General features: G+C 63.3%; 18 protein-coding genes. 6 read left to right on the top strand and 12 right to left on the bottom strand.

The annotated features are described in order from the left end of the window. The first annotated feature begins 31 nt into the window (after positions 1-31). Entirely contained in the window at positions 32-265 is a 234-nt protein-coding gene (locus F2P46_RS27400; protein ID WP_166874095.1) for an RNA-binding S4 domain-containing protein, read from the top strand. A 158-nt stretch (positions 266-423) separates the two neighbouring features. Beyond that, a complete protein-coding gene (locus F2P46_RS27395) occupies positions 424-708 on the top strand; it encodes a DUF883 family protein (RefSeq protein WP_166896210.1) in 285 nt (94 codons plus the stop codon). Positions 709-774: 66 nt separating this feature from the next. Here the strand turns inward: F2P46_RS27395 and F2P46_RS27390 are convergent, their stop codons facing one another. From F2P46_RS27390 to F2P46_RS27340, 11 genes are all read right to left on the bottom strand, one after another. Beyond that, the gene (locus F2P46_RS27390) at positions 775-1,194 is read right to left on the bottom strand and encodes an NTF2 fold immunity protein (RefSeq protein ID WP_166896209.1); all 420 of its coding nucleotides are present in this window, start codon (positions 1,192-1,194) and stop codon (positions 775-777) included. Next, positions 1,155-1,676 (bottom strand): hypothetical protein, encoded by a 522-nt coding sequence (locus F2P46_RS27385; RefSeq protein WP_166896207.1) that lies wholly within the window; start codon positions 1,674-1,676, stop codon positions 1,155-1,157. Before F2P46_RS27385 ends, F2P46_RS27390 begins: the two co-directional genes overlap by 40 nt. 116 nt (positions 1,677-1,792) lie before the next feature. Next, positions 1,793-3,451 carry a DUF692 family multinuclear iron-containing protein gene (locus tag F2P46_RS27380; RefSeq protein WP_166896205.1) on the bottom strand — a complete coding sequence of 553 codons (1,659 nt, stop codon included), beginning with the start codon at positions 3,449-3,451 and terminating at the stop codon, positions 1,793-1,795. A gap of 12 nt (positions 3,452-3,463) precedes the next feature. Then, positions 3,464-3,742, bottom strand: a complete 279-nt coding sequence (locus F2P46_RS27375) for a DUF2282 domain-containing protein (RefSeq protein WP_166896203.1) — start codon at positions 3,740-3,742, stop codon at positions 3,464-3,466. A gap of 200 nt (positions 3,743-3,942) precedes the next feature. Beyond that, positions 3,943-4,134 carry a YjfB family protein gene (locus F2P46_RS27370; RefSeq protein ID WP_166896201.1) on the bottom strand — a complete coding sequence of 64 codons (192 nt, stop codon included), beginning with the start codon at positions 4,132-4,134 and terminating at the stop codon, positions 3,943-3,945. Between the two features lie 58 nt (positions 4,135-4,192). Continuing rightward, positions 4,193-4,708 (bottom strand): molybdopterin-guanine dinucleotide biosynthesis protein B, encoded by a 516-nt coding sequence (gene mobB, locus F2P46_RS27365; RefSeq protein WP_166896199.1) that lies wholly within the window; start codon positions 4,706-4,708, stop codon positions 4,193-4,195. Positions 4,709-4,761: 53 nt separating this feature from the next. Next, a complete protein-coding gene (locus F2P46_RS27360) occupies positions 4,762-5,562 on the bottom strand; it encodes a general secretion pathway protein GspB (protein WP_166896197.1) in 801 nt (266 codons plus the stop codon). A 1-nt stretch (position 5,563) separates the two neighbouring features. Continuing rightward, the gene (locus tag F2P46_RS27355; RefSeq protein WP_166896195.1) at positions 5,564-7,180 is read right to left on the bottom strand and encodes an ExeA family protein; all 1,617 of its coding nucleotides are present in this window, start codon (positions 7,178-7,180) and stop codon (positions 5,564-5,566) included. Between the two features lie 27 nt (positions 7,181-7,207). After that, positions 7,208-7,738 (bottom strand): hypothetical protein, encoded by a 531-nt coding sequence (locus F2P46_RS27350; protein ID WP_229509479.1) that lies wholly within the window; start codon positions 7,736-7,738, stop codon positions 7,208-7,210. Positions 7,739-7,892: 154 nt separating this feature from the next. After that, entirely contained in the window at positions 7,893-8,078 is a 186-nt protein-coding gene (locus F2P46_RS27345) for a hypothetical protein (protein ID WP_166896193.1), read from the bottom strand. A gap of 306 nt (positions 8,079-8,384) precedes the next feature. Continuing rightward, positions 8,385-9,302 carry a LysR family transcriptional regulator gene (locus tag F2P46_RS27340; protein WP_166896191.1) on the bottom strand — a complete coding sequence of 306 codons (918 nt, stop codon included), beginning with the start codon at positions 9,300-9,302 and terminating at the stop codon, positions 8,385-8,387. A 186-nt stretch (positions 9,303-9,488) separates the two neighbouring features. Here F2P46_RS27340 and F2P46_RS27335 point away from each other — a divergent pair, with 186 nt between their 5' ends. From F2P46_RS27335 to F2P46_RS27325, 3 genes are all read left to right on the top strand, one after another. Continuing rightward, entirely contained in the window at positions 9,489-9,749 is a 261-nt protein-coding gene (locus F2P46_RS27335; RefSeq protein ID WP_166896189.1) for a hypothetical protein, read from the top strand. A 158-nt stretch (positions 9,750-9,907) separates the two neighbouring features. Beyond that, positions 9,908-10,153, top strand: a complete 246-nt coding sequence (locus F2P46_RS27330) for a hypothetical protein (RefSeq protein ID WP_166874133.1) — start codon at positions 9,908-9,910, stop codon at positions 10,151-10,153. 291 nt (positions 10,154-10,444) lie between these two features. Further along, positions 10,445-11,347, top strand: a complete 903-nt coding sequence (locus F2P46_RS27325) for a head GIN domain-containing protein (protein ID WP_166896187.1) — start codon at positions 10,445-10,447, stop codon at positions 11,345-11,347. Between the two features lie 43 nt (positions 11,348-11,390). On the opposite strand, the gene F2P46_RS27320 is transcribed toward F2P46_RS27325, so the two are convergent. Then, positions 11,391-11,621 (bottom strand): hypothetical protein, encoded by a 231-nt coding sequence (locus tag F2P46_RS27320; protein ID WP_166896185.1) that lies wholly within the window; start codon positions 11,619-11,621, stop codon positions 11,391-11,393. 520 nt (positions 11,622-12,141) lie between these two features. Here F2P46_RS27320 and F2P46_RS27315 point away from each other — a divergent pair. Then, on the top strand, positions 12,142-13,014 hold the full coding sequence (locus tag F2P46_RS27315) for a BadF/BadG/BcrA/BcrD ATPase family protein (RefSeq protein WP_166896183.1): 873 nt from the start codon (positions 12,142-12,144) through the stop codon (positions 13,012-13,014).

The following is a 13,014-nucleotide window of genomic DNA, read 5'->3' as shown; positions in this document are numbered from 1 at the left end:
TTCTTTCATCTATTTTTAGGACGAGCGGTAAATGCAGAAAGTCACTTTTGACCTCACAGGCGAGTTCGTCGAACTGAACCAGTTATTGAAGTTGTCGGGCTTGTGCGACAGCGGCGGCGCGGGCAAGAACCTGGTCGCCACGGGCGTGGTATCGGTCGATGGCAAAAAGGAATTGCGCAAGACCGCCAAGATCCGCGATGGCCAGGTGGTCGGCATCGGCGACGTGCGCATCAGCGTGCGCAGCAGCGGGACTGACGGCGCCTGATTGCGCCAGCGCAGTATAAACACCTTGTAATCGGGCAATATTAGAAATATGCTGAGTGAGGACGGCGGCGGCACGGGCGTTCTTGCGCGGCGACAAACACAAAATTGCATGTTTTGTATATATTCTAAGACGTGATTAACCGATTCAAGGTGGCCACCATGGATAACCCTGAAGAAAACCAGCAAACGCAGGAACGATTGATCGGCGACCTGCGGCTCGTCATCGAAAATGCGGAAGAGTTGCTGAAGAACACGGACCAGTACACCAGCGTGTTATACCGTAGTGCCCGCGCCAAGCTGGCGCTGGCGCTGAACGCGGCCACCGAAGAACTGGCCAGATTCGAGGACGAGCAACTCGGACGCATGATCGAAGCGAGCAAAACCGCCAATGCGGACAATGCCGACCTGTCCGGCGAAGCGCGCATCATGCGTGCTTTCAATTAAGCAAGCCAGCGGCGTCTTCCCCGAGCGCCGCTGCTTCGGTCCTCGCCCGCGCGCCTCATCGGGCTGCTACAAATACCCCTTTTTCCATCCATCGAACAAGTTTTGCATGTGATCGAGCAAGCAAGTGTTGCCTTTTTTCATGAGCACGAAGCGGCACTGCAAGTGAGCGTGGTCGATGGCGTACACGCACACCTTGCGCGCCGTCAGCCACTCGACGTCGATGACGCTGTGCCGCGCATACGTGAGCGGCATGCCGAAACCGGACGCGACGGCCTGCCCCGACGTGCTGTGCCTGGGCGTGCAATATTGCGCAAAAATGGCGCTGCGGACCGGCTGGCGCCAGCCGGTGAAGAGCGGCCCTGTCGCCTTGTCGAGCGCGGCGCCCTCCTCGCCCGCGCCGGGGCGTGCGACTGGCCAGGCGGCGCTGGGTCGAGCATGGCCCGCGCTCAGGCGTTGGCGATGGCGGAGGCGCGCTCCTGCTCCCACGCTTCCTGCCATGCAATGGCGCCCGGCTTTTCGAACCATTGCTGGAGGTAATCGGCGAGCTCGGCCGCTTCGGGCATCGGCGAGTTCGACAGGTAGGCCATGGTGGCGTCCAGCCCGGCGCCGACAAAATACTCGGCCCCCAGCAAGGTCCCGACATCCATGTTGATGTGCTTGGCTTTCCACAGCAGCAAGCTGTCGGCCACGTCGCCGGCGCGGTACAGCAGGAAAGCGCACTGGTAGATGCCTTCGTAGTAATCCATATCGTCTTGCACGATGTGGTCCCAGAGGGCTGTGCGCAGGTTGATTTCCTCGTCGAGCAACTCGATCAGCAGGGCGCGGTACGGCGCCAGGGTGGCATCGACCAGTTGCTTGTAGATCGCCCGGCGCACTTCCGGCGCGAGCAGCGCTGTTGCGACTGCGGGGGAAACAGCATTGCCATTGCTCTGGTACTCGGCGATAACTTGATCAGCGCTCATTGACATGAATGAAATCGATATAAAGAATGATTATAGCGTGAGTAAAACGCAACCCTTTTGCACGAGGGCCGCGCCCTGGAAAAATGACCAGCTTCCGCACAGAAAGACAGGCAGTCCGGGATTCAGGGCGCCAGCAGGATGCCGAGCGCAATCCACTGCGCCAGATGCGCCCCGATGTCGAATTGCTCATCGAGGGCGAAGGCGGCATCGAGCGCCTCACCCATTGTATATCCCCCGGCCAGCGTGGCGAGCGCGCCTGCGTGCGCGGGGGTGAGCGCGAGCAGTTCGATCTTCCAGCGCGGGCGGGCGACCAGGGCTGCGCTGGGGCGATCCATGGCTGCCGGAAAGTCGACGCCGCTGTCGGGCTGGTGCGCTTGCCACAGGGGCACCACCGCCCAGCTTGACGCGATCAGGCTGCAGGCCGGATGCAGGGCGTAGCGCGCCTGTTCGAACTGGTCCGGCGTGAGGGCGGCCAGCGCGTCGGCGCCGATGGGTTCGGCGTCAGGCGCGTAATGGGCGCGGTGCACCGCCCACTCGAGTCGCGCCATGTCCGGCAGGTAAGGATAATCGGCGATATGGGGAAAACCGTCGAGGAAGCGGGCAAAACTGGCGCCAAAACGGTTCAGGTCGGCGTCGAGCGATGGATGGGCCATGCCGTAGGCCCGTGCCAGCGCGCCAAAAAACTCCTCGCCGACCAGTTGGCGCAGCACCGGGCAGGCGGCCGACAAGGCTTTGTTCCAGGTTACGCCGAGGTTGCCCCGATACAGGCCGAAGCGGTCGGCATTGGGGCCGCCCCTGAATTGCGCCAGCGCCTCGGCTTCGTGGTCGTAGTCGAACAGGGCTTGCGCGAAACGTTGCTGGGTATCGGCCAGGGCGTCCGGGACCAGCGCCTGGCCGTGGCGGCCGCGCCAGGGGTTGGCGACCTTGCTCACCGGGTAAGCGCTGGCGATGCGCTGCGCCTTGCGCGCTTCGCCCAGCAGCACGTCGAGCGCGGGCACGTCGGTATCCCATTCGATCAGGGTCGGCAGGCGGCCGAAGCGCGCCAGCGCCGCTTCATACAACGCCCACACGGGCGCGGCCACCACGTCGCCATGATGATCGACTACTGCCTGCGGCGTGACCAGATGGCCGGCCAGGTGGATTTCGCCCACGCTGCCGGGGGCGATGGCCGCAATTGCCGCCAGCGCGTCTTCACCGTGATTGCACTGGTTGACGTAGAGATTGTTCACATCGAGCAGCAAGGCGCAGCCGGTACGGCTGGCCAGCTCGGCCATGAACTCGGCTTCGCTCATGGTATCGTCGTTAAAACGCACGTATGTGGAGACATTTTCCAGCAAAATGCGCCGATGCAGCCGGTCTTGCACTTGCTCCACCCGTGCGCACAGCAAATCGAGCGCGGCGCCGCTGAGCGGCATCGGCAATAAATCGTTCAGTTGGCGGTCGGCGACGGCGCCCCAGCACAGGTGTTCGGACACGAGCATGGGCTCGACCCGCTCGACCAGCGCGCAGACACGGTCCAGATGGGACGTTGAAAACCCGCGCGCCGAGCCGAGGCCGAGGCCGACGCCGTGCAGGCTGATGGGATAATCGCGGCGCAGTTCCTGCAATACATGCCAGTCCCAGCCCGCGCGGTCGAGAAAGTTTTCGGTGTGGACTTCAAGCCAGCCGACTGCGGGCCGTTGCTCGAGAAACTGGCGGTAATGGGGGGCGCGCAAGCCGACCCCGGCGCCCGGCGAGGCGGGACCGGCAACAGGATCGACCGGTAAGGCCCCGCACGTCATGAAATAGCCGGCTTACTTGCCGGACAGTTTGCCGCCGGCTTTTTCACAGGTGCCCTTGGCCACCCATTTCCACTCTTCCGGGGCTTTGTCGACAGTCGATGCTCCGGCGCAGCCGTGCGAACCGGTCGCGCTGGCGCAATCGTTCTGGCCGGCCTTGGCGATGCCATAGCACTTCTCCTTGTCGGCCTTGTCGCCCTTGGACATGGGCGCATCGTGTGCGGCGGCCATGCCGGAGGAAACAGCGCACACGCCGGCGAGGGCGGCGGCGATCAGGGCTTGACGTTTGTTCATCGTGAATCTCCTTGAGTATGATGGAAGTGGAACAGGAACTGCCGGGTTGAAGGCGATTGTAAAGCGGCCCACGCGATTGTCCGGCGTGCCTTTCAGTTCCTTACAACTTGTCCCGTGCGCCGCCAATTTTAACGCAAAAACGCCCGGCTCCTCCGTCGATGGGAGGTCACCGGGCGGCGCGGCGCGTGCTGGGCGCCGGATCAGGCAGTCGTATTGATCCTGTTGCCGAGATTGGCCGGCAGGCGCTGCGGTTGCGGCAGCGCGTCGATCAGTTGGGCAGCAACCTGGCCGTCCATCTGTTGCGCTTTCTTCAACACGGCGTAGCCCACTTCCTGCTTGATACCCGTTTCGGCCATGCTGGTGGCCAGTGATGCAATTGATGAAACGTCCATGAGAGTCCTCCCGTTTGATTGGCTATCAGGGATGTTAACGACACGGCGCGCCCGAACTTTAGGCTGGCGCCGGATTAATTCTGGCCTTGAGCCATGCCAGCACGCTGGCCGGGTCGTTCAGGTCGAGCCAGGCGAGATTGTCGGGCAGATCACCTGGCGGCGGCGCATCCGATGCCACGGCGACAATATGCGGATCGTTCGGATACAGCGGCGGATGCCCCAGCGAGGGTCGCTGCACCTCCAGCTTGGGGATGGCTTCCCATTTGTAGCCTTCGACCAGGGTCAGGTCGGCCCGGCCCAGCAGCGCCAACTGCTCGGCCAGGGTCGGTTCCGGCTCGCCGCGCAGCTCGCGAATGACGGCCACGCGGAACGGCGAGGCGATCATCACCTGCGCCGCCCCGGCCATGCGCAGGCGCGCGCTATCCTTGTGGGGCGGTTCGAGCATCACGTCGTGATGGCTGTGCTTGACGACATTGATGCGCAGGCCATCGGCGGCCAGCTGGCGGACCAGCGTTTCGAGCAAGGTCGTCTTGCCGCTGCCGGACCAGCCAATTACACCGAGTAAGTTGTGCATGCGCGGCCTTTCCGCCGTGAAGTGAGATCGTCATTATACAAAGGTCATCGCCATCAATACGGATGGCGGTAGCGCTGGCCCTTGTAGCTCATCACGGCGGACTTGGGCAGCAATTTTTCCAGCACCAGGCCGGGCGCCACTTCCTCGCCTTCGCGGCGCAAGACTTTATCTATGAGCAAGAGGCGATCGGCCGGATTCTTGGAATAGATATAGCCGCCGACCGCGATCGGCGGAATCTCGCTGCGCAGCGCCTCGGGCAGTTCGCGCAGGGTGCGCAGGGCCTCTTCCGGAGCGGGAACAGGCTTGTCGGCCTTGACCGTCCCGGTCCTGGCCGGCTCATCGTTCTTAAGCGGCGTTTCCTTCTTGAGCGGCGCTTCCTTCTTCACCGGCTCTTCCTTCTTGACCGGCGTTTCCTTCTTCACCGACTCTTCCTTCTTGACCGGCTGAAGCTTGACCTCGGCCACTTTGAGCGGATCGACCTTGACCGGCTCGGCCTTGGGCGGCGGCGCGGCTTGCACCACTGGCGCCAGCGGCGGAGCCGGCACGGGAGCCGGCGCGACCGGTACAGGCAAGGGTGCAGGCGCCACCTGCGCGACTGGCGCGGTAGCCGACGCGGTAGCCGACGCGGTCGCCTGCACCAGCGGCGCCGGCGGCGTTGCCGATTGCTTCCAGGCATACACGGCAGCCCCGGTGGCGCCCAATGCCAGCAGCGCCAGTCCGATCACGACCGGGCTGGCGCCGGCGCCGGCCCGTTCCGGCTCGGCGACATGCATCGGGCTCGCGTGGATGGTTGGAGCGTTGCCGAGCTGGCGTTCGGCCTGCGCCTTTTTCAGTGCTTCGAGAATATAGGACATCTTATGGTTTCCCCGTTGCAGCGGCCGCCAGCAAGCGCGGTTCGGCCACGCCGGTCAGCTGGTTCAGGCGCATGTAGGTGCGCGGACCGGCCACGCCGTCCGCCTTGAGGTTTTGACGGGCCTGGAACGCGCGCAGCAGTTCCAGGGTCGGCGCGCCCAGCGGACGATCGGCCGGCGGCGGGGCCAGCCCGTTGACCTTGGCCAGGCGCGACGCGATCCAGTCTACATCTCCCCCCTGCTCGCCCGCGCTGACCTGGTCGCGGAAGTAACGCGGCATGACCCAGAAGGTCACGAAGCTGCCGTCCGAACGGGTAGCGAGTGCGCCGAGGTCGAGCGTCTGCTCGCTGCCGTCCACGTTCAGGCGCACGGTGCTCTCGTCCATGCCGGTCACAAGCGCGTAGCTCACCACCGGCCCATCGCGCAAGGTCAGCACGGCCGGACGGTCGAGCAGGCGCAGTTCGTACAAGCCGCCCTTGCCCTGATGGCAGCGCAGGTTCAGTTTCAATGCATCGTCGCAGGTCGCGCCGGCGGGCAGCGCCACGCCCCAGAGCGCCGACAAGGCGTGCAGCGCAGCGGCTTCACTGGCGTGCGTGAGCGGCGCGACGGGCGCACGCGGCGCCGGCGTCGGCGCCGGGACGGCGGCCACGGCCTTGAGCGGCGCTGGCGCCGCCGCCTGCACCGCCACGGCCCTGGCGGGCGGGCGCAGCTGCCATGCCGCTGCCGCGCCGATCACGGCGCTCGCCAGCACGCCGGCCGCAACATACTGCCAGCGCATCCTGGACGCGGCCGCCGTGGCGCCGCCCGAAAACACTTCGCTGCCGGCGCGGCGCAGGATCTGGCGCGTCACTTCGCGGCTGTTTTCGACATACGCTCCCAGCAGCGCGCGGTCGCACAGCAGGTTGATGCGGCGCGGCACGCCCTGCGACAACTGGAACACCTGTCCCATCAGCGAACGCGGAAACGGCCGCGATGCCCCGCCCCCGGCCACCGCCAGCCGGTGCGCGACGTAGCTGGCGGTTTCGGCTTCGGTGAGCGAGCCGAGGTGATAGCGCGCGATGACGCGCTGGGCCAGCTGTTCGAGTTCGGGCCGGGCCAGGATCGCGCGCAGCTCCGGCTGGCCGATCAGGATAATTTGCAGCAGCTTGCGCTCGCTGGTTTCCAGGTTGGTCAGCAGGCGCAACTGTTCGAGCACGTCGGCCGACAGGTTCTGGGCCTCGTCGATGATCAGCACATTGTTCTTGCCCTGCGCGTGGCTCTGCAACAGGTAGCGGTTGATGGCGTCCACATAGCTCTTGACGCTGACCGCGCCGGCCGGCGCCGGCGGCAGGTCGATGCGGAATTCATCGCAGATCGACAGCAACAGTTCCTCGACCGTCAGCTTGGGATTGAAGATGTAGGCCAGGCGGCAGTCGGGGGGAATCTGCTCGATGAAGCAGCGGCACACGGTAGTCTTGCCGGCGCCGATTTCGCCGGTCAGCAGCACGAAACCGCCGCCGCTGCCGACCCCGTACAGCAGGTGCGCCAGCGCCTCGCGGTGGCGTTCGCTCATGAACAGGTAACGGGGATCGGGGGCGATGGAAAACGGTGATTGCTTCAGGCTGAAGAATTGCTTGTACATGGATTCCCTGGAAGTGCATCACCCGCGCTAGCGGCCGACGGGCAGCGGCTTGTATTTGGCGCAGTAAATCTTGGACTTGGTCTTGAAGTAGACGATTTTACTGCCGGGATTGGACGCGCGCACCGGATAAGGCGAGTTGTCCACCGACAGGTGCCGCACGCCCACGGCGTTGCGGATCGATTCTTCGAGCTTGTCGGGCGTGGTGTCGGCCACGGCGGCCACGAACACCAGTTCGCTGGTATCGTCGCTGATCATGATGTCGGTCACCGGCGCGCCCCACAAGGTGCCCTCGGCCTTGAACCAGTAGGCGCCGCCCTCATGCTTGTAGGACGGGCCGAAGGCGCTCACCAGGTAATCGTGGAAGTAAGCATTGTCGAGATGGCTGCGGCACAGGATGGCGCTGCCGATCACGGGGCCGAAGGTCGACGGCGCCGCCCGCGCGGCCAGCGGCGCGGCGGCGGCCAGCGCCAGCAGGGCCATGGCGCAGCTTCGCCCGGGCAGTGCGCGCAAGCGGGCAGCACCAGGTAAAACCTGCTTCGAACCGATCGCCAGGCGCATCCGACCTCCGCGGGAGAACGTGCTTACTGACGCGCGCGCTCTTCCTTCTTGACCTTCTTGGCTTCTTTTTTCTCTTTCACCGACTTGGCGGGCTCTTTTTTGGTTTCTTTCTTGTTGTCTTGCGCTTTACTCATTGCGGGCTCCTGATAACGATTTATAGCTTGGACAGCCAATTGCGGTTGGCAGCGATTTTCTGCTTGGCCGACGCCGGCAGCATCTCGTAACAGCCGGGATACTGCTTGAGCGCGTGCTCGCGGATTTCTTTCTGCAAACCGTTGATAATAAACACATATACGACGGCACCGTCGTCAGTCTGCCGTGTGCCCATATAGCGAATCATTATTCCTCCTGTTAATCCGTGAGCGGAGCGAATAAAACCTCTGTTGTCTCACATCGCCACATTATGACACTGCCCGGCGCAATTTCGCTACCCGGGGCGGAAATCGCGGACGAAAAAAAGCCCGCACGGAGGCGGGCTTTCGAGATGGGCCGCTAGTGCCCGTGAAACTTCTTGCTTTTGTAAAATTTGCCAGAAAGCATATCGTTCATGCCACTCTGGAATCACTAAATTCCGACTAGAAATATAGCACATGACATTGACATGACATGAACAAAATGTCAGCGAGTGTGGCGAGAAAGAAACGCTTCAGACATGGGCCAGCCAGGGGTCGCTTTCCGGACGCGGAAACTGGGCCGTCATGAAATCGACAAAACTGCGCACCTTGTACGACAGCAAACGCCGGCTCGGATAGACCAGCGACACTTCCAGGCGGCCCAGATGGTGGCCCTTGAGCAGCTGCACCAGCCGCCCACTGCTCAGGTCGTCTTCCAGGGTCAGCGAGGAGCGCACCATGATGCCCATGCCGGCGATGGCCGCCTGGCGCAACACCGAGATATTGTTCGATATCACGCGTGGGGTGATCGGCACATCGACCCGCTTGTTCTCCCACGTCACCGGCCAGCTGTGGCGCAACTGCTCGAAGGCGAAATTGAGGCAATCGTGCGACGACACGTCGACCGGCGTGCGCGGCTCGCCACGCCGCGCAACGTAGTCGGGCGAGGCGCACAGCACCACGTTGGAGGTGGCCAGGCGGCGCGCGATCAGGCTGGCGTCGAATTTTTGCAAGCCCATGAAGATGCCGACATCGAAACCTTCTTCGACGATATCGACCGCGTGGTCGGCCAGGGTGACGTCGAGCACCACGTCGGGCACGGTGGCGGCGTACAGCGGCAGCAGCCTGGCCAACTGGTACTGGCCGAAGCCGGGATGACAATACATCCGCAAGGTCCCGCTGGCCTTGCGCGACGACGAGGACGCGACCGCGTCGGCATCGTCGATATCGGCCAGGATCTGGCGTACACGCTCCAGGTATTGGCGGCCGGTTTCGGTGAGCGAGAGCTTGCGCGTGGTGCGGTTGAGCAAGCGCGTGCCGAGGTGGGCTTCGAGGTCGGCAATGTTGCGCGTCACCACAGTGTTCGACATCTCCATCGCCTCCGCCGCACGGGCAAAGCTGCCCTGCTCGACCACTTTGGCAAACACACGCATTGATTGAAGCCTGTCCATCCCCGCCTCCGACTGTGGATTATCCCAAATTGCGCAACGTTGCATTGCGAGTATTCGCCTTTTTTGCGGATACCGCAACGTATAGACTGCTTCACATGGACCAGCAAACGCAAACAAGCAACTCGTCAGCGCCGCCAGGTCACAGCGACGTCCACGCAGTTTCCACTTAATTACTGGAGAAACACCATGAAATCATTGTCCTTCATTGCTGCTGTTGCAGTGTTTGCTGTTGGAAACTTCGCTGCTACCGCTGTTGCGGCCGATGCCACCGTGGCCAGCGCAAGCGTCAGTGCGGCGGCGAGCAGCATCACCGCCACCCGTCTGAACGTGCCGGAACTGGCCGTGTCGTCGACCCGCAGCCGCGCCGAGGTGCGCGCCGAAGCGCTGGCGGCGGCCAAGAATGCCCGTCCAACCCTCAATACCCAGCTCGACCTGAGCGCGAACTAAGCTCGGATTGACATCGATTATTCCGAATTTAGCAATTGTGCATTGCGTCATTCGGTCTTTTTCGAATCAATCAGACGCAATACACTGACCTTAATCAAAGAGCACCGCTCTTGCCGCCGCAGACAAATGCGACGTTGAATTAATACTGGAGAAATATTATGAAAGCATCGACATTGTTTACCGCCGTAGCAGCCCTGGTCCTGAGTGGTTCGGCCTTTGCCGCCGACGCCCCTGCCGCCAGCACCGCTGTTTCCGCTGCCGCCGCATCGAGCCTGAGCGTGCCAGCTGTCACCATCAGCCAGTCGACCAGCCGTAACCGCGCCGACGTGAGCGCCGAAGCTGTTGAATTCGTCAAGAACTACAAGACCGCTTTCGCCGTCCAGCTGGAACAGTACAAGAACTAATCAAACACGAAGCAAGCATCAAAGCGCGGCGGCCAGCCCCGGCCGCACGCGCGCAACACCCTCGCAGCACAGTTCACACCGGAAAACCCGACGCCCCCTCGGGTTTTCCGACCTCCCCTCCCCCGTTTTTTTCGTGCCCGCATCCCGTTGCGCCAGTGCCCGCCCGCGCACAGCCGCTTCCCGACCGTTCACGCCGCCGATTCGTCAGTTCGTCGCCTGGTACTCGCGTGCGCGCCCGGATGGCCGTATTGTTCATGCTCCGTACTCAACGCCGCCCAGCGGCCACATGCCATGACCACCTTATTCAACTACGCCACCTGCGCCACCCTCCTGTGCGCCGCCGCGACCGCCCATGCCGAGGACATCTACGATGTGCGCAAGGTCGCGCCCTTCCACGCGATCGAAGTGTCCGGTCCTTACACAGTCGAGATCAAAGGCTTGGGCCAGCAAGAACTCGCCCTGTCGGGCCCGCGCAAGGAACTCGACGACATCGAAACCATCGTCAAGGGCGATACCCTGATCGTGCGCCCGCGTTCGCCCGGCGGCATCAACATCCGCTTCAACCGCAAGGAACGCGTCACCATCAAGATCAGGGCGCCCGGCCTGCGCAGCCTGTCCAATGCCGGCAGCGCCGACGTGTCGGCACGCGATGTCGAGAGCGCGCAATTCGCGTTGAACGTGAGCGGCTCGGGCGATGTGGAAATGTTCCAACTGAAAACCGAGAAGCTGAACGTGAGCATGCAAGGCTCGGGCGACGTCGACCTCGGCGGCGACGTCGGCGTCTTGCAGGCCAATGTGAACGGCTCAGGCAGCTTCGACGCCTGCAGCATGAACCTCAAGCGCGCCAGCGCTGTGCTGCGCGGATCGGGGGAAGTCTGCGTCCCCGGCGGCAGCGAGGAATTCCTGGGTGAGTTGCATGGCTCGGGCGAGCTGACTGTCAAGCAATTGCAAGCCGACAAGGCGCGCCTGGTGGTGACCGGTTCCGGCGAGATCGACATCGACGGCGCGGTCGGCACGCTCGTCGCCGACCTGAATGGTTCAGGCAGCATCGACGCCGAAGAACTGGTGGTGCAACAGCCCAACGTAACCGTGCGCGGCTCGGGCAACGTGGAAGTGCGCGTCAAAGCGGCCGGCAACGGCGCCGCGCAACTGATGCGCTATGACCGCAAAGGCGCCAAAGCGTCGCGCGGCTGATGCACCTTCCTTGGGGGCGGGATTGCCCGCCCCTGTAGTGGCGTCAAAGCGTGTTGCGTTCACGCCATGCAAGCACGGCGCCCAGTGCCGTCCCGATCAAGGAACACACGACTAAGCAGTTTTTGAAGTCACTCTCGTTCCTGGAAACGACAAACCAGCCTACGAAGCCAAGGACGCAGCCGGCCAGGCTGCCAAAGCCCGTATACGTACGATAGTCGATCACGCTCACGGCGCGCTGCGCCTCTTTAGAACGGGGAAATGCTTCTTGAATCAAGGTGGTTCCACAGTCGAGGCAACGTACACTCATTGCAGAATTTTGGGCATTGCAAACTGGGCAAGTCATTCAAGCCTACGGAAAAAGGACAGGGATATCTGGAGTGGGATGTTGCCCGTATTATTTCGATGCGGGAACTTGCATAGCTTACCATCAACGCAATCCGATTGACACCTTTTGCGGCGCCATCCCTGTCGCCCCCTCAGGATGAGGGATTGCTGTCCTCCGAGGAATAGCGCCAGCGCTTCCCCCTCCTTGCGCGGCGCCGCCCACAGCGCATCCCACGCGCCCGGCGACATTCTCTTCCATACCAAATTGGCACTAAACCAAAGCCAGATCAATACCATTGCCGGCATTTTATAAAACGTTATTAAACAACGGCTTATGATGATATGGAGGGATTCTGACACCATGCCAATTCGGTATTTTATAATACCACTTAAATACCTGTTGACAAGGTGGTTAGGCGACCATATAGTGCCCACACCTTCCCCACTTCTGAACCCGGACAACAGCAAACATGATCGAATATCTCATCGGCGTCGATGGCGGTGGAACCGGTACCAGAGTGCGCCTGGCGCGCGCCGACGGCAGCCAGTTGGCACAAGGCCAGGGCGGACCGTCCGGTCTCTCGCTCGGCATTGCGCAGGCGTGGAATTCGGTCGCCGAAGCGATCGCCTCGGCCTTCGGCGCGGCCGGCATCGCGCAGCCGCCCAACGCCGCCATCGGCATTGGCCTCGGCATGGCCGGCGTGCACAATCGGCTGTGGGCCGAACAATTTATCAGCGCCGATCCGGGCTTCGGCGGCATGCGCCTGGCAAACGACGGCCACACCACCCTGATCGGCGCGCATGGCGGCAATCCCGGCACCATCGTCGCCATCGGCACCGGCAGCGTGGGCCAGGCCCTGCTGGCCGACGGCAGCTTTCGCGAAGTGGGCGGCTGGGGTTTTCCGACCGGCGACGAAGCCGGCGGCGGCTGGATGGGCCTGCGCGCCATCGCCCATATCGAAAAAGTCATCGACGGGCGCGCGCCGCACAGCGCCTTTGCGCAAGCGGTGATCGACGCCTGCGGCGGCGAACGCAATGCGATCCAGGTCTGGATCGGCAGCGCCACCCAGACCGTGTTCGCCTCGCTGGCGCCACTGGTGGTGGCGCACGCGGACACGTGCGACACCGCGCGCGCCATCCTGGCCGACGCCGGGCGCGAAGTGGCCTTGATGGCGCACGCGCTCGACCCCACCGGCCAACTGCCGCTGGCCCTGTGCGGCGGCCTTGGCGCGCCGCTGCGCGCCTACCTGCCGCCAGACCTGCTGGCACGCAGCGTCGCTCCCCTGGGCGACTCCGCCAGCGGCGCGCTGCGCATGATCGAACTCCACGTGAGAGGACACTAA

The sequence above is a fragment of the Massilia sp. CCM 8734 genome (assembly GCF_011682155.1).
GTDB classification, from domain to species: Bacteria; Pseudomonadota; Gammaproteobacteria; order Burkholderiales; family Burkholderiaceae_D; genus Telluria_A; species Telluria_A rubra.
The sequence above is the reverse complement of the archived record's forward strand: the minus strand, read 5'-3'. Positions and strand labels throughout refer to the sequence as shown.